Genomic DNA, 14943 nt, shown 5'->3' on the forward strand with positions numbered 1-14943 from the left:
CCGGAGATCGATATGACGGCAGCGGTGCCTTGGCGCTTCTGCACGATTGCGCGGCCCGCGACCCCCGGGGTGCCGCGTCCATCAAACAGGGAGAGTTAAAGTGAAAATCATCAAGACACTGGCCGCCGTCGCGGCCCTTGGCATCGCTGCCATGACCTACTCGGCGCACGCAGCCGACAAGGGTCTCGTCGGCGTGCTGATGCCGACCAAGACCTCGCAGCGCTGGATCAATGACGGCGATGCCGTCAAGTCCCAGCTCGAGGCTCTCGGCTACACCGTCGACCTGCAATACGCACAGGACGACATCCCCAACCAGCTCAGCCAGCTGGAAAACGAAATCACCAAAGGCCCGAAGGCGCTGATCATCGCTTCGATCGACGGCACCACCCTGTCGGATGCTCTGCAGAAGGCCGCTGACGCGGGCGTCGTCGTCGTCGCCTATGACCGCCTGATCAAGAAGACCGCCAATGTCGACTACTACACCACCTTCGACAATTTCGGCGTCGGCGTGATCCAGGCGAATTCGCTGGTCAAGGGCCTCAAGGAACGCTTCCCGAACACCAAGCCGTGGAACGTCGAACTGTTCGGCGGCTCGCCCGACGACAACAACGCCTTCTTCTTCTACAATGGCGCCATTTCCGTCCTGCAGCCGCTGATCGACGACGGCTCGATCAAGATCAAGTCCGGCCAGACCGGCATGGACAAGGTCGGCACGCTGCGTTGGCTCGCCGCCACCGCCCAGGCACGCATGGACAATCTGCTGTCGGCCAACTATTCGGATGGCAGCCGCGTCGATGGCGTTCTTTCGCCCTATGACGGCCTGTCGCGCGGCATCACCGCCTCGCTGCGCGCCGTCGGCTACGGCACCGAGGCTCAGCCTTGGCCAATCGTGACCGGTCAGGACGCCGAGACCGCTTCGGTCAAGCTGATCATCTCGGGCGAGCAGTACTCGACCGTGTTCAAGGACACCCGCGAACTGGCCAAGGCCACCGTCCAGCTCGTCGACAAGGTGCTCTCGGGCGGCAAGCCGGACGGCCTCGATGAAAAGACCTACAACAACGACGTCAAGGTCGTTCCCTCGATCCTGTTGACGCCGCATGAAGTCGACAAGTCGAACTACCAGGCGCTGGTCGTCGACTCCGGCTACATCAAGGCCGACGAACTGAAGTAATCCCGGTTACAAAGTCAGGGGGTCCTGCGCAACGCAGGGCCCCTTTTCGTTCACCAGCGAGCCCGGTATTGTCACCGACCTCGCCGGCAATGTTTGCCGAGCTCTCAAGGAGCGGTAGTCCCCATGGCCCCGACGATTTTGGAGATGCGCGACATCACCAAGACGTTTCCCGGCGTGAAGGCGCTGTCGAACGTCAACCTCAGCGTCGAGGAAGGCGAGATCCACGCCGTGGTCGGCGAAAACGGCGCCGGCAAGTCGACGCTGATGAAGGTGCTGTCGGGCGTCTATCCCTCCGGCACCTATGACGGCCAGATCATCTTCCAAGGCCAGGAATGCCAGTTCAAGGGCATCCAGGACAGCGAACACAAGGGTATCGTCATCATCCACCAGGAGCTAGCGCTGGTGCCGATGCTGTCGATCGCCGAAAACATCTTCCTCGGCAACGAGCACGCGAAATTCGGCGTCATCGACTGGGACGCCAACGAGGAGCGCACCAGTGCGCTGTTGAAGAAGGTGGGCCTCAAAGAGGACCCCAAGACGCTGATCACCAATATCGGCGTTGGCAAGCAGCAGCTGGTCGAGATCGCCAAGGCGCTGAGCAAGGAGGTCAAGCTCCTGATCCTCGACGAGCCGACGGCATCGCTCAGCGAAAAGGACAGCCAGGCGCTGCTTGACCTGCTGCTCGAATTCAAGCGGCAAGGCATGACCTCGATCCTGATCTCGCACAAGCTCAACGAGATCAACCGGGTCGCCGACAAGGTGACGGTGATCCGTGACGGGCGCACCATCGAGACGCTGGCCAAGAAGGACATCTCCGAAGACCGCATCATCACCTCGATGGTCGGTCGTTCCCTCGACGACCGCTATCCGCCGCGCGAGCCTGATATCGGCGAGATCGTGTTCGAGGTGAAGAACTGGTCGGTCTATCACCCGCTCCATGCCGAGCGGCAGGTGATCAAGGGTATCGACATCAATGTGCGCAAGGGCGAAGTGGTGGGCATTGCCGGGCTGATGGGCGCCGGCCGCACCGAATTCGCCATGAGCCTGTTCGGCCGCTCCTACGGCCGCCGCATCACAGGCGAGGTGCTGCTCAAGGACAAGCCGATCGATGTGTCCTCGGTAAGCAAGGCGGTCCAACACGGCATCGCCTACGTCACCGAGGATCGCAAGACCTACGGGCTCAACCTCATCGACCACATCAAGCACAACATCACGCTGGCCAATCTCGGCGGCGTGGCCCGCCACAGCGTGATCGACGACATGCGCGAGCTCGCCGTTGCCAACGACTATCGCAAGAAGACCAATATCCGCGCTTCCAGCGTCTATCAGTTGACCGGCAATCTTTCCGGCGGCAACCAGCAGAAGGTGGTGCTGTCGAAATGGCTGTTCGCCGACCCGGACGTGCTGATCCTCGACGAGCCGACACGCGGCATCGATGTCGGCGCCAAGTACGAAATCTACACGATCATCGCGCGCCTTGCCTCGGAGGGTAAGGCGATCGTGGTCATCTCGTCGGAAATGCCGGAATTGCTCGGCATCACCGACCGCATCTACGTCATGAACGAAGGGCGCATCGTGGGCGAAATGCCCGCCGCGGAAGCAAGCCAGGAAAAAATAATGCGCGCCATCGTTCGTGGAGAAGGAAAAGCAGCATGAGCACCGAAAGCGCCCCCGCCCCGCACGGCAATGTCGCCGAAGAGCAGCGTCCACGCATCGCCGTCTCGGCGCTGGCGACGAACCTGCGCGAATACGGCCTGATCATCGCGCTGATCGTCATCATGCTGTTCTTCCAGTTCACCACGTCGGGAACGCTGTTCAAGCCGGTGAACCTGAGCAACCTGGTGCAGCAGAACTCGTTCATCATCGTGATGGCGCTGGGCATGCTGCTGGTGATCGTTTCCGGCTATATCGACCTCAGCGTCGGATCGGTCGCCGGTTTCATCGGCGCGCTGGCGGCAAACATGATGGTCATCTGGCAACTTGGACCGCTCAGCAATCCGCTGGTGGTTTCGATCATCTGCCTCGTCGTGGGCGGCCTGATCGGGGCGGCGCAAGGCTACTGGATCGCCTATCACAGAATACCGAGCTTCATCGTGACACTGGCCGGCATGCTGATCTTCCGCGGCATCTGCCAGGCGCTGCTGGGCGGCGGATCCTCGGTCGGTCCGCTTTCCGACGACTTCAAAATGCTCAGTTCGGGCTTCATCCCGGATGTCATCGGCCCGCTGACGCTGATCCCGCCGACAGTGAACGCGGCCGGCAAGACCATCATGGGCAGCGGCCTGACGCTGCACATGACGACGATCGTGCTGGGCCTGATCGCCGTGCTGGCCTATGCCTATTTCGGGGTGAGGACGCGCCGCAAGCGCGAACGCCATGGCTATGAGGCCGAGCCCTTTGCCCTGTTCGTCGTCAAGACGCTGGTCGCCAGCGCCCTGGCGCTGTTCCTGGTCTATGAGTTCGCCAGCTACAGAGGCCTGCCGGTCGTGCTGCTCGTCATGGGCGTGCTGATCTCGCTGTTCGTCTTCGTCACCAAGCGCATGACCATCGGCCGCCGTATCTACGCCATGGGCGGCAATGCCAAGGCCGCGCAGCTGTCAGGCATCAACACCGAGCGGCTGACGCTGATGGTGTTCATCAATATGGGCGTGCTGTCGGCGCTCGGCGGCCTGATCATCGCGGCGCGACTGGGACAGGCGGTGCCGGCCGCGGGCCTCGGCAGCGAGCTCGACGTCATCGCCGCCGTCTTCATCGGCGGCGCCTCGGCGATGGGCGGCGTCGGTCAGGTCATCGGCGCGGTGGTCGGCGGCTTCATCATGGGCGTGATGAACAACGGCATGTCGATCATGGGCGTCAATGTCGACTGGCAGCAGGTGGTCAAAGGCCTGGTGCTGCTCGGCGCCGTGATCTTCGACGTCTACAACAAGAACAAGGCTTGAACGGACTTAAGAGCAATTCCAGGAAAAGTGTGAAACGGTTTTCCGCCCGGAATTGCGCCAAGACAATGAGTTAGAGCGGTTCGCCGTTTCCGTGAAACGGTGAACTGCTCTGGTCGAGGAAAGCAGGAGGCATACGATCGCGACGCTGCCGGCAACCCGCCGGTAACAGAAGTCCCTGAGGGACCAGGCCCGCGAGCGCAATCCGAACTGAGAATTTAAACCGTGGCATGGACGAGGTCCCGGCCGCGCTGAGCAAGGTTTGCCGTTTTGGCAGCCCTGCCAAGGCAAATGAGAGAGGATTCATCATGCTGATCTCCCAGATCCTTGACGACGCCGAGACCATCCGCGTCGTCGCCCGCAATGGCGGCAAGACCCGGATCATCAATGGCGCCCGCAGCGTCTATTCGCTGGCGATGGAGGCCGCCCGCACCGGCGTCGGCCTCGTCGCGCTGATCGAACGCAAGGGGCTTGGCGAGACGGTCGATCTCGAGGCCGCTTACAAGAAGGGGCGGCTGCTGTCGCCGATCAATCACCCCGATCCGGCGCATCTGCACCTGACCGGCACCGGGCTGACGCATCTCGGCTCCGCCGCGACGCGCGATTCCATGCACAAGAAGCTGAGCGCCGACGGCGAGGAGCAGCTCACCGATTCCATGAAGATGTTCCGCATGGGGCTGGAGGGCGGCAAGCCGGCGAAAGGCCAGATCGGCGTGCAGCCGGAATGGTTCTACAAAGGCAACGGCACGATGGCGGTGGCACCAGGCGCCGCACTCCTGTCACCGGCCTTTGCCAAGGACGCCGGCGAAGAGCCCGAAGTCGCCGGCATCTATGTCATCGGCGACGACGGCGCACCTTTCCGCGTCGGCTTCACGCTGTCGAACGAGTTTTCCGACCACGTCACCGAGCGCGTGAACTATCTGTTCCTCGCGCATTCCAAGCTGCGCAACGCCTCGTTCGGGCCGGAGATCCTGATCGGCGACCTGCCGTCCGACATCCGCGGCACCTCGCGCATCGTGCGCGACAGCGAGGTGCTGTGGGAAAAGCCGTTCCTGTCCGGCGAAGCGAACATGTCGCACACCATCGCCAATCTCGAACATCATCATTTCAAATACGCGGCTTTTCGCCAGCCGGGTGACGTGCATGTGCACATGTTCGGCACGGCGACGCTGTCCTTCGCCGACGGCATCACGACCGAGGCCGGCGATGTCTTCGAGATCGAGGCCGGGGATTTCGGCCTGCCGCTACGCAACCCGCTCGAGATCGAGCAGCCGGTGAAGGTGGCTGTGAAGGCGCTTTGAGAGCGCGCCTTTTCCTTCTCCCCAAGTGGGAGGTGGATCGGCGCGTTAGCGCCGAGACGGATGAGGGGTGTTCCAGCGGAGTGAAACGTTGGCGTTCCCTGGAACACCCCTCATCCGTCGCCTCCGGCGACACCTTCTCCCACAAGGGGAGAAGGAAAAAGGCGCCTCTGCCTCAATAAATATCGAAGTCGAAATACTTGGCCTGGATCTTCTTGTAGGTGCCGTCGGCAACGATCGCGTCGATGGCCGCGTTGAGCTTGTCGCGCAGGGCCGTGTCGTCCAGGCGCACGGCGATGCCGGCCTGGGTCTCGGTGCCCTTGACGTCGCCGACCAGCTTGCAGCAGCCGTCGCTTGCTTTCTTCAGCCAGTCCATCAGCACGAACTTGTCCGAGATCACGGCGTCAAGACGACCGTTGGTCAGGTCGGTGATCGCCTCTTCCTGGGTGGGATAGAGTTTGGCCTCCGCGCCCGCCTTGCCATATTCATTCTGGGCATAGTCGGCCTGCGTGGTCGAAGCCTGGGCACCGACCGTCTTGCCGGCAAGGGCCGCCGGTTCGGTCGAGGTGAGATCGGTGTCCTTCGGCGCCACCAGAGCCAGCGGTGTCGTATAATATTTGTTGGTGAAGGCGACCTGCTTCTTGCGCTCCTCGGTGATGCTCATCGAGGCGATGATGGCGTCGAATTTCTTGGCCTGCAAAGCGGGAATGATGCCGTCCCAGTCCTGGGTAACGATCTCGCATTCGACCTTCATCTGCGCGCACAGCGCATTGGCGATGTCGATGTCGAAGCCTTCGACCTTGCCGTCGGCGGTAATGGTGTTGAACGGCGGATAGGCGCCCTCGGTGCCGATCTTGATTTTTTCGGCTGCCTGCACCGACAGAGAGCCGGCCAGTGTTGCCAGCATGGCAGCGCCCGCCGCCGATATGACCCATTTCGAAAATCGCATTTTCTTGGTTCCCCTTGAACGCCGCCAGCTTGACGGGCGGCAAGGCAGCCAAGCATGGCGAGCCGGTACAGGCAAGTATTTTGCCTTGGGGCAATGAGGGTCAGCGCGCGGCGCGGAAATGCTTGGACAGCTTCAGGCCCTGCGCCTGGTAGTTGGAGCCGAGATCGGTGCCGTAGAGCGCCTGCGGCCGCTTCAGCATATGCTCGTAGACCAGCCGGCCGACGATCTGGCCGTGGTCGAGGATGAACGGCACTTCATGGCTGCGCACTTCCAGCACCGCCCGGCTGCCGGTGCCGCCGGATGCGGAATGGCCGAAGCCCGGATCGAAGAAGCCGGCATAATGGACGCGGAATTCGCCGACCAGCGGATCGAAGGGCGTCATCTCGGCGGCGTAGAGCGGCGGCACATGCACCGCCTCCTGGCTGACGAGGATGTAGAATTCATCGGGGTCGAGCACCAGTTCGCCGGCGCCGCTCTTGTGGATCGGTTCCCAGAAGTCGACGACTTCCTGGGCCGCGCGCTTGTCGACATCGACGAGGCCGGTGTGATGCTTGCCGCGATAGCCGACCAAGCCGCTTTGATCGCCGTTGAGGTCGATCGACAGCGCGATGCCGCCGCCGGAAATGTTCGGCGGCTCGGTGGCGACCAGCATCTGCGTGCGATGCAGGTCGTGCAACTCGGCTTCGGAGAGCAGCGCATTGCCGGTGCGGAAACGGATCTGCGACAGGCGCGACCCGGTGCGGACGACGATCGGGAAGGTGCGCGGGCTGACTTCCAGAAAGAGCGGGCCATGATAGCCGGCCGCGATCTTGTCGAACTCGTGGCCGCGATCGGTCATGACGCGGGTGAAGATGTCGAGCCGTCCGGTCGAACTCTTCGGATTGGCCGAGGCTGAAATGTCCGCCGGCAGCGCCAGGCTTTCAAGCAGGGGCACGATGTAGACGCAGCCGGTCTCCAGCACCGCGCCCTCGGCCAGATTGATCTCGTGCAGTTGCAGCCGGTCGAGCTTTTCCGAGACCTTGTGATTGGGGCCGGGCAGGAAGGAGGCGCGCACCCGCCAGGCCTTGTCGCCGAGCCTGAGATCGACGCTGGCCGGCTGGATCTGGTCGGTGTCGAGCGCACGCGCCGACTTCAGCGCGCCGGACTGGAACAGCGCCGATATGTCCTGGTCGGGAAGAATGCCTGTCTGCCGCAAGGCTCCACTCCTGCTTGGTACAAACCTCTTAATGAAGCCAGCAATTGACGCAAGCGCGGTGCGGGTCTAAAGGGTCGTTATCCCGTGGTGATTTGGCCGGTCGGCTTGCAGCCACGTTAAACAAGTCGCTAAAGGACCGTCGGGCCGCAAGGCCGTATGGACCGGTTGCGACTTTCGCGGCCGGTTTTTTTGTGTCTGGAAGAAAAGCGATGAGCACCAAGAAGCGCAACTGGAAGCCTCAGACGGCACTCGTGCACAGCGGAACGCTGCGTTCCGGTTTCGGCGAAACGTCAGAAGCGATCTATCTCACCCAAGGCTATGTCTACGAAACGGCGCAAGCCGCCGAAGCCCGTTTCAAGGGCGAAGAGCCGGGTTTCATCTATTCGCGCTACGCCAATCCGACCGTCGACATGTTCGAGAAGCGCATGTGCGCGCTGGAAGGTGCGGAAGACGCGCGCGCCACCGCGTCGGGCATGGCGGCGGTAACGGCCGCCCTTCTGTGCAGCGCCAAGGCCGGCGACCATATCGTGGCGGCACGCGCGCTGTTCGGCTCCTGCCGCTGGGTGGTCGAGACGCTGGCGCCGAGATACGGCATCGAGGCGACGCTGGTCGACGGCACCGACATCGCCAACTGGGAAAAGGCGGTCAAGCCGAACACCAAGCTGTTCTTCCTGGAAAGCCCGACCAATCCGACGCTGGAAGTGGTCGATATCGCCGCTGTCGCTTCGCTTGCCAATTCGATCGGCGCCAGGCTGATCGTCGACAATGTCTTCGCCACGCCCCTGCAGCAGAAGCCCTTGCAGCTCGGCGCCCATATCGTCGTCTATTCGGCGACCAAGCACATAGACGGCCAGGGGCGCTGTCTCGGCGGCGTCATCCTGTCGGACAAGAAGTGGATCGACGAGAACCTGCACGACTATTTCCGCCATACCGGCCCAAGCCTTTCGCCTTTCAACGCCTGGACGCTGCTGAAGGGCCTGGAAACGCTGCCGCTGCGCGTACACCAGCAGACGGAAAGTGCCGGCCGGATCGCCGATTTTCTGGCCGAACGGCCGGAAATCGCGCGCGTCATCTATCCCGGCCGCGCCGACCATCCGCAGGCCGACATCGTCAAGAAGCAGATGTCGGGCGGCTCGACGCTGATCTGCCTGGACGTCAAGGGCGGCAAGCAGGCGGCCTTCGCCTTGCAGAACGCGCTCGACATCGTCCTGATCTCCAACAATCTCGGTGACGCCAAGAGCCTGATCACCCACCCGGCGACGACGACGCACAAGAACCTCAGCGACGAGGCGCGCGCCGAGCTCGGCATCGGGCCGGGCACGCTCAGGCTGTCGGTTGGCCTGGAGGATACCGACGATCTGCTCGAGGACATCGCGCAGGCGCTGAAGGCCAGGTAGGAGGCCTTCAGGCGCCGGACGGCGTCTCTTCCAGCTCGGCCGTCTTGGTGCCGATGGTCATCGCATTGCCGCGCCAGTCGACGGCGCCGCCGAGCCAGCCGCGCCCCCACATCGCCGGCAGGATCAGGTCGCGCGCCATGATCGCGGCGACCATGCGTGGCGACAGGTACCAGCCCTTGGACCAGGCCAGGGCGCACTCCGGAAGATAGAAGGCCGCCAGCACGGCAAGGGCGGTTGCCCAGAGGCTGAAGCCGGCGCTTGCCGCTGCAATCAGCGCAAGCACCAGCGGCACCACGGCACCGGTCAGGATTTCGGGTGCGAAGAACAGCGGGAAAGTGACGCGGCGCAGGCGCGCCCAACGGGCCTGACGCGACCAGATGTCGTCAAACGAGCGCCGGCCAAGCGGCTGCTCGAAGGGGGCGGCGACGAGATTGACGCGCAGGCCGAGACTGTTCACCAGCTTGGTCGCAGCGGCATCCTCGGCGATCTCGGCGGCCAGCGCGCGGATGCCGCCATTGGCGTCGAGCATCGGCTTGTTCCAGAGCATGCTCTTGCCCTGGGCAAAGCCGAGGCCGAGCGCCTCGCCGGCATACTGCCAGCGCGCCTGCAGCGTGTTGAGGAAAGCGCATTCGACCTCGGCCCAGAAGCCGGCCGGCCGCGAGCCGATCGGCGTCGAGCAGACAAGGCCGGTGCCGGGCCGCCAGGCAGCCATCAGGTGCTGGATGTAGTCCCTCGGCATCAGCACGTTGGAATCGGCCAGGACGACCCAGTCGTGCCGCGCCGCTTCCCAGCCCTTGACGCAATTGTTGAGTTTCGGATTGGCGCTGATGCGGTCGTCGCCGACAAGCAGCCGGGCCGGCACTTTCGGAAACCGGACGATCGTCCTGTTTATCAATTTGACCACCGGATCGTCGGCATGGGCGACGCAGAAAATCAGCTCATAGCGCGGCCAGTCGAGCGAGAAGGCGCGCTCCAGCGTCTCCTGCGTGAACGGCTCGACGCCGCGCGACGGCACGACGATCGACACCGGCCGCGGCTTGCCGGCCGGCGGCGCAATGGTGCGACGCCGTCTCAGACGCGACGCGGCGAGCACGATGCTGGCGAGATTCGAGAGGATGAGGACGGTTGAAAGCGTGGCGGCTATGAGAGTGAGTTGCATCGAGATCCGGTCACTCCAGGAAAACCGGTCCGCAAGATGGCCGGTTTCAACAGTTCAGCAGAGCGCCCGAGTCGCGCGTCACCAGTCCGCGCACACCATCATTGTCATATGTCACTTAAATGACATTCTTTGTCGGCACCTGCCCGCGAGGCCGGCCAGAGGAGGCTTCGATCGGTTGACCTAACCGCACGGAGCGCCGAAAGTTCCGCTGGAACCGTTTTTTGGAGCCGCTTATGTATAGCGCCGTCACGCGCAACATCGAAGTGCAGGTCAGGCCGTTCTATCTGGAGGACCGTTCGGATCCCTCTGAGAACCGCTATGTCTGGGGCTATCAGATAACGATCGACAATCAGTCGGACGATTTCGTGCAGCTTCTGTCGCGCTATTGGCACATCACCGACGGCACCGGCCGGGTCGAGGAAGTGCGCGGCCCCGGCGTGGTCGGCGACCAGCCCGAACTCAATCCCGGCGACAGCTACCAGTACACATCCGGTTGCCCGCTCTCGACACCGTCCGGCATCATGGTCGGGCATTACACGATGCGCAACAAGCGGGGCGAGACGTTCGACATCGCCATTCCGGCGTTTTCGCTGGACTTGCCGGGGACGCGGCGGACGGTGAATTGATTTCGCCTCACCGGCCGCGGAGCGACCGGTGAGGCGTGGTTTCTACTCTACTGGGCCGCGAATTCCGCCGGGTCGAAATCATATTGCTTCGAACAGAATTCGCAGGCGACGTGGATGCCGCCGTCTTCGGTGCTGTCCTTGATCTCCTGGGCGGAAAAACCCTCGAGGATGCCGCGGATCTTGTCCCTGGAGCACGAGCACTGGTCGGCGACCGGAACGCCGCCGAAGACGCGCACGCCATGCTCGTGGAACAGCCTGTAGAGCAGCCGCTCGGCGCCGATCGTCGGGTCGATCAGTTCGGTCGGCTCGATGGTGCCGAGCAGAGCCAGCAACTCCTGCCAGGAATTGTCGACCGGATCGTGGATCTCCTCACGCGGATCGCCATCGCCGCCCGGCAGGTCCGGGACGCGCATGCGCTCGGGCGACTGCGGCAGGAACTGCGCCAGGATACCGCCGGCGCGCCATTGCTCGCGGGCGCCGCCGGGACCGGGCGTCAAAAGCTTGGCCACCGACAGCCTGATATCCGTCGGGATCTGCTCCGACTGACGGAAATAGGTGCGTGCCGCGTCTTCCAGGGTCTCGCCATCGAGCTGGACGATACCCTGATAGCGCTGCGTATGGGCGCCCTGGTCGATGGTCAGCGCCAGCACGCCACTGCCGAGCAGCGTCTGCTGGGACATTTCGCCCGCCGCGACCAGCGCTTCCAGCCGGTCGGCATCGAAACGCGCATAGGCGCGCAGCGCCGAGGGCGTGGAAAAATCCGCAACCAGCATGTCGACGGGTCCGTCGGTGCGGGTCTGCAGGATGAACTTGCCCTCGAACTTCAGCGAAGTGCCGAGCAGCACGGTCAGCACACAGGCCTCCGCCAGCAGGCGGGCGACCGGCTCGGGATAATCGTGGCGGCTGAGGATGGCGTCCAGCATCGGCCCGAGTTGGACCGTGCGGCCGCGCACGTCGAGAGGGCCGACCTCGAACGGCACGACGTGATCGTCGCCGGCATAGCCGAATTCGCCGAGTTTGGGGTGATGTTCAGTCACTTGATAGGTTTCCAACATGACAAAGCTCCAGGGCGCGGCCATGCCGCCCTCCGGGGCGCATGCGTCGAAACGCGCTTGATTTGCGTGATGCGGCGCAAATAGGCATCACACGCCCGCAGATCAAGCTCCCAGGGATCAAGCGCCCAGACACTTCAAGCGCCTAGACACCAGGCAAGCACGGCCTTCTGGGCATGGAGCCGGTTCTCGGCCTCGTCGAAGACCACCGAATGCGGTCCGTCGATAACCTCGTCTGTCACTTCCTCGCCGCGATGCGCCGGCAGGCAGTGCATGAACAGCGCGTCCGGCTTGGCTCTCGCCATCAGCTTGGCATTGACCTGGTAGGGCGAGAACACATTGTGGCCGCGGGCGCGATGCTCCTGGCCCATCGACACCCAGCAATCGGTGACGATGCAGTCGGCCTGATCGACGGCTTCCTCGGGCGAGCGGGTAAAGTGCAGCTTGCCGCCATGCGCCTGCGACCAGTCGATATGCTTCTGCGCCGGCTCGCTGCCTTCGGGAACGGCGACGTTGAGGTTGAAGCGGAACCGGGCCGAGGCCTCGAGCAGGGAATGCAGCACATTGTTGCCGTCGCCGGTCCAGGCGATGGTCTTGCCGGCTACCGGACCGCGATGTTCCTCGAAGGTCATGATATCGGCCATCAGCTGGCAGGGATGGGTATCGTCGGTCAGTCCGTTGATCACCGGCACGGTGGCGTTCTCGGTCAATTCCAGCAGCCGCTCATGCGAGGTGGTGCGGATCATGATCGCATCGACATAGCGTGACAGCACCTTGGCGGTGTCAGCGATGGTCTCGGAACGGCCGAGCTGCATCTCGGTGCCGGTCAGCATGATGGTCTCGCCGCCGAGCTGCCGCATGCCGACGTCGAAGGAGACGCGCGTGCGCGTCGACGGCTTGTCGAAGATCATCGCCAGCACCTTGCCTTCGAGCGGTTTGGTGCGCTCGCCGGCCTTGAGCCGCGCCTTTCGCACCACCGCGTCGTCCAGCATCAAGCGCAGGTCGCCTTCGGAAACGGTGGAAAGATCGGTGAAATGGCGAACTGACATCAGCAATGATTCCGGGATTACTTCGCCGCGGCGGAAGCGATCGCCTCCGCCAGGCCCTTGGCGCCGGCGCGGATGCGGTTGAGCGCGTCATGGATCTCGGCGTCGGTGACGGTAAGCGGCGGCAACAGGCGAATGACGTTGTCGCCGGCCGGAACCGCCAGCAGATGCTGGTCGCGCAAGGCCATGTTCACCTTGGTGTTGGGCATGGCGCATTTGAGGCCGAGCATCAGCCCGGCACCCCTGATGTCCTCGATGATTTCGGGAAACTCGTCGGCGACCGACGCCAGACCCTGCTTCATCAGCAGCGCCTTGCGCTGGACATCTTCGAGGAAGCCGTCTTCCAGCACGACATCGAGCACGGCGTTGCCGACCGCCATGGCAAGCGGGTTGCCGCCGAACGTGGTGCCATGCACGCCGGCGGTCATGCCGACCGCCGCTTCATCCGTGGCAAGGCAGGCGCCCATCGGGAAGCCGCCGCCGATACCCTTGGCAATCGCCATGATGTCGGGCGTTACACCCGACCATTCATGTGCGAACAGCTTGCCGGTGCGGCCGATGCCGCACTGGACCTCGTCGTAGATCAACAGCAGGCCGTGCTGCTCGCACAATTGCCTGAGCCGCTTCAGCGACTGCGTCGGCACCGGGCGGATACCGCCCTCGCCCTGCACCGGCTCGATCAGGATCGCGGCCGTCTGCGGCGTGATCGCCTTTTCGGCGGCGTCAATGTCGTCGAAGCCGACCTGGTCGAAACCTTCGACCTTGGGGCCGAAGCCCTCGAGATACTTGTACTGGCCGCCAGCCGCGATGGTCGCCAGCGTGCGGCCATGGAAGGCGCCTTCGAAGGTGATGATGCGGAAGCGCTCGGGATGGCCTTTGACGAAATGGTAGCGCCGCGCCGTCTTGATCGCGCATTCCAGCGCCTCGGCGCCGGAATTGGTGAAGAACACCTTGTCGGCGAAGGTGGCGTCGGCCAGCCGTTCGCCAAGCCGGCTCTGCCCGGGGATCTCGTAGAGGTTGGAGACATGCCACAGCTTGGCTGCCTGCTCGGTGAGTGCGGCGACTAGGTGCGGATGGCTGTGGCCCAGCGAATTGACGGCGATGCCGCCGGCGAAATCGAGATATCGCTCGCCCTTGTCGGTAATCAGCCATGTGCCTTCCCCGTGGTCGAAGACCAGGGGTGCGCGAGCAAAGGTCTCGTAAAGCGCCGAACCGCTCATTATATGCGTCTCCGGTACCGGAAAATCAAAAAAGCCGCCAAAGCGGCGGCCTGTGCGGCTTATCCTGTTTTTCGGCCATGAAGTCAACGAAAACGTCGCGTAGTGGCGCGCGGCAAGCCCCCCGACGGGACGCCGGCTCATAAGCGACCGGGCAAGTTGGGGAAAACCGAAAAAACCGATTCGTGTTGCACTTGGGACTCTTGTCACCGAGTCAGCGCATAGAGTAGTTGTAGTCGAGAAATAACTAGATTTCGTGCGGCGGACCTAATCACCAGATATATGTGGTGTCTGCCCTGGCAAATGTTGCCGGGTCGGGAGAAGGATTCCGATTGCCGCACGCTTAGAGGAGCGCGGTCTCATGAACTGGACTGACGAGCGGGTAGAACTCTTGAGAAAACTGTGGTCGGAGGGTCTGAGCGCAAGCCAGATTGCTGCGCAGCTTGGAGGGGTCAGCCGCAATGCGGTCATCGGGAAGGTGCATCGGCTGAAACTGTCGGGCCGCGGTCGCTCGACCGCCACGCCGGCACGCCAGAAGAAGGCAGCGCAAGGATCGACCGTCCAGAAATCGGTATCACGCGCCGCAACCACGGCACGCCATGTCACCACATCGGTCGGCGCGACGGCTTTGCAGACGCAGTTCGACGCCGAACCCGTGGCACGCCATTACATCCGCCCGGTCGAAAATGTCGTGCTGCCGATCTCGCGGCATCTGCAGCTGGTCGAGCTGACCGAGCGGACCTGCAAATGGCCGAACGGCGATCCGCTTTCAGAGGACTTCCATTTCTGCGGCAACGATGCCGCCGAAACCGGTCCCTACTGCAAGTACCACGCCCGCGTGGCATTCCAGCCGGCATCGGAGCGGCGGCGGAGCAGGTAGATAAGGGAATAGGGCAG

At 63.3% G+C, this 14943-nt stretch carries 13 protein-coding genes and 1 riboswitch; of the genes, 7 read left to right on the plus strand and 6 right to left on the minus strand.

Annotation, left to right across the window (positions count from 1 at the left end):
* The first annotated feature begins 100 nt into the window (after nt 1–100).
* The 4 genes from chvE to araD1 all read left to right on the plus strand — a co-directional run bounded on the left by chvE (nt 101) and on the right by araD1 (nt 5408).
* Nucleotides 101–1171, plus strand: coding sequence for a multiple monosaccharide ABC transporter substrate-binding protein (gene chvE, locus EN955_RS00190; RefSeq protein WP_024503154.1), 1071 nt, complete (start codon nt 101–103; stop codon nt 1169–1171).
* Between the two features lie 123 nt (nt 1172–1294).
* Complete coding sequence (gene mmsA / locus EN955_RS00195) at nt 1295–2827, plus strand: multiple monosaccharide ABC transporter ATP-binding protein (protein ID WP_024503155.1); 1533 nt, start codon at nt 1295–1297, stop codon at nt 2825–2827.
* Nucleotides 2824–4110, plus strand: a complete 1287-nt coding sequence (mmsB, locus tag EN955_RS00200) for a multiple monosaccharide ABC transporter permease (RefSeq protein ID WP_024503156.1) — start codon at nt 2824–2826, stop codon at nt 4108–4110. The genes mmsA and mmsB overlap by 4 nt, the downstream gene beginning before the upstream one ends.
* A gap of 305 nt (nt 4111–4415) precedes the next feature.
* Nucleotides 4416–5408 (plus strand): AraD1 family protein, encoded by a 993-nt coding sequence (gene araD1 / locus EN955_RS00210; protein ID WP_013533635.1) that lies wholly within the window; start codon nt 4416–4418, stop codon nt 5406–5408.
* 172 nt (nt 5409–5580) lie between these two features.
* Here araD1 and EN955_RS00215 read toward each other — a convergent pair whose 3' ends face one another.
* On the minus strand, nt 5581–6354 hold the full coding sequence (locus tag EN955_RS00215; protein ID WP_024503157.1) for an ABC transporter substrate-binding protein: 774 nt from the start codon (nt 6352–6354) through the stop codon (nt 5581–5583).
* Between the two features lie 100 nt (nt 6355–6454).
* A complete protein-coding gene (locus tag EN955_RS00220; protein ID WP_024503158.1) occupies nt 6455–7549 on the minus strand; it encodes a 2'-deoxycytidine 5'-triphosphate deaminase in 1095 nt (364 codons plus the stop codon).
* Nucleotides 7550–7623: 74 nt separating this feature from the next.
* Nucleotides 7624–7701, plus strand: a riboswitch (SAM riboswitch).
* A 57-nt stretch (nt 7702–7758) separates the two neighbouring features.
* Between EN955_RS00220 and EN955_RS00225 the strand changes: the two genes are divergently transcribed.
* Nucleotides 7759–8946: an O-succinylhomoserine sulfhydrylase gene (locus EN955_RS00225; protein WP_024503159.1), complete on the plus strand. Its 1188-nt coding sequence runs from the start codon at nt 7759–7761 to the stop codon at nt 8944–8946.
* A gap of 7 nt (nt 8947–8953) precedes the next feature.
* Here EN955_RS00225 and EN955_RS00230 read toward each other — a convergent pair whose 3' ends face one another.
* Complete coding sequence (locus EN955_RS00230) at nt 8954–10105, minus strand: ceramide glucosyltransferase (protein ID WP_024503160.1); 1152 nt, start codon at nt 10103–10105, stop codon at nt 8954–8956.
* A gap of 233 nt (nt 10106–10338) precedes the next feature.
* Here EN955_RS00230 and apaG point away from each other — a divergent pair, with 233 nt between their 5' ends.
* Nucleotides 10339–10731: a Co2+/Mg2+ efflux protein ApaG gene (apaG, locus tag EN955_RS00235; protein WP_013533640.1), complete on the plus strand. Its 393-nt coding sequence runs from the start codon at nt 10339–10341 to the stop codon at nt 10729–10731.
* Nucleotides 10732–10778: 47 nt separating this feature from the next.
* On the opposite strand, the gene EN955_RS00240 is transcribed toward apaG, so the two are convergent.
* The 3 genes from EN955_RS00240 to EN955_RS00250 all read right to left on the minus strand — a co-directional run bounded on the left by EN955_RS00240 (nt 10779) and on the right by EN955_RS00250 (nt 14049).
* Nucleotides 10779–11810 (minus strand): Hsp33 family molecular chaperone, encoded by a 1032-nt coding sequence (locus EN955_RS00240; RefSeq protein WP_024503161.1) that lies wholly within the window; start codon nt 11808–11810, stop codon nt 10779–10781.
* A 110-nt stretch (nt 11811–11920) separates the two neighbouring features.
* Nucleotides 11921–12832 carry an ornithine carbamoyltransferase gene (gene argF, locus EN955_RS00245; protein WP_013533642.1) on the minus strand — a complete coding sequence of 304 codons (912 nt, stop codon included), beginning with the start codon at nt 12830–12832 and terminating at the stop codon, nt 11921–11923.
* A 17-nt stretch (nt 12833–12849) separates the two neighbouring features.
* Nucleotides 12850–14049, minus strand: a complete 1200-nt coding sequence (locus EN955_RS00250; protein WP_024503162.1) for an aspartate aminotransferase family protein — start codon at nt 14047–14049, stop codon at nt 12850–12852.
* 358 nt (nt 14050–14407) lie between these two features.
* On the opposite strand from EN955_RS00250, the gene EN955_RS00255 reads away from it, so the two are divergent.
* Nucleotides 14408–14926: a GcrA family cell cycle regulator gene (locus EN955_RS00255; protein WP_013533644.1), complete on the plus strand. Its 519-nt coding sequence runs from the start codon at nt 14408–14410 to the stop codon at nt 14924–14926.
* The last annotated feature ends 17 nt before the right edge of the window (nt 14927–14943 follow it).

Origin of the sequence: Mesorhizobium sp. M7A.F.Ca.CA.001.04.2.1 (assembly GCF_003998485.1) — a bacterium.
Taxonomy (GTDB): domain Bacteria; phylum Pseudomonadota; class Alphaproteobacteria; order Rhizobiales; family Rhizobiaceae; genus Mesorhizobium; species Mesorhizobium ciceri.

Excerpts from the sequence above, each read along its gene's own strand:
- mmsA (WP_024503155.1), top strand. The coding sequence starts at position 1,295 with ATGGCCCCGACGATTTTGGAGATGCGCGACATCACCAAGACGTTTCCC.
- EN955_RS00250 (WP_024503162.1), bottom strand. The coding sequence starts at position 14,049 with ATGAGCGGTTCGGCGCTTTACGAGACCTTTGCTCGCGCACCCCTGGTC.
- araD1 (WP_013533635.1), top strand. The coding sequence starts at position 4,416 with ATGCTGATCTCCCAGATCCTTGACGACGCCGAGACCATCCGCGTCGTC.
- mmsB (WP_024503156.1), top strand. The coding sequence starts at position 2,824 with ATGAGCACCGAAAGCGCCCCCGCCCCGCACGGCAATGTCGCCGAAGAG.
- EN955_RS00215 (WP_024503157.1), bottom strand. The coding sequence starts at position 6,354 with ATGCGATTTTCGAAATGGGTCATATCGGCGGCGGGCGCTGCCATGCTG.
- EN955_RS00255 (WP_013533644.1), top strand. The coding sequence starts at position 14,408 with ATGAACTGGACTGACGAGCGGGTAGAACTCTTGAGAAAACTGTGGTCG.
- EN955_RS00225 (WP_024503159.1), top strand. The coding sequence starts at position 7,759 with ATGAGCACCAAGAAGCGCAACTGGAAGCCTCAGACGGCACTCGTGCAC.
- EN955_RS00240 (WP_024503161.1), bottom strand. The coding sequence starts at position 11,810 with ATGGCCGCGCCCTGGAGCTTTGTCATGTTGGAAACCTATCAAGTGACT.
- argF (WP_013533642.1), bottom strand. The coding sequence starts at position 12,832 with ATGTCAGTTCGCCATTTCACCGATCTTTCCACCGTTTCCGAAGGCGAC.
- EN955_RS00230 (WP_024503160.1), bottom strand. The coding sequence starts at position 10,105 with ATGCAACTCACTCTCATAGCCGCCACGCTTTCAACCGTCCTCATCCTC.
- apaG (WP_013533640.1), top strand. The coding sequence starts at position 10,339 with ATGTATAGCGCCGTCACGCGCAACATCGAAGTGCAGGTCAGGCCGTTC.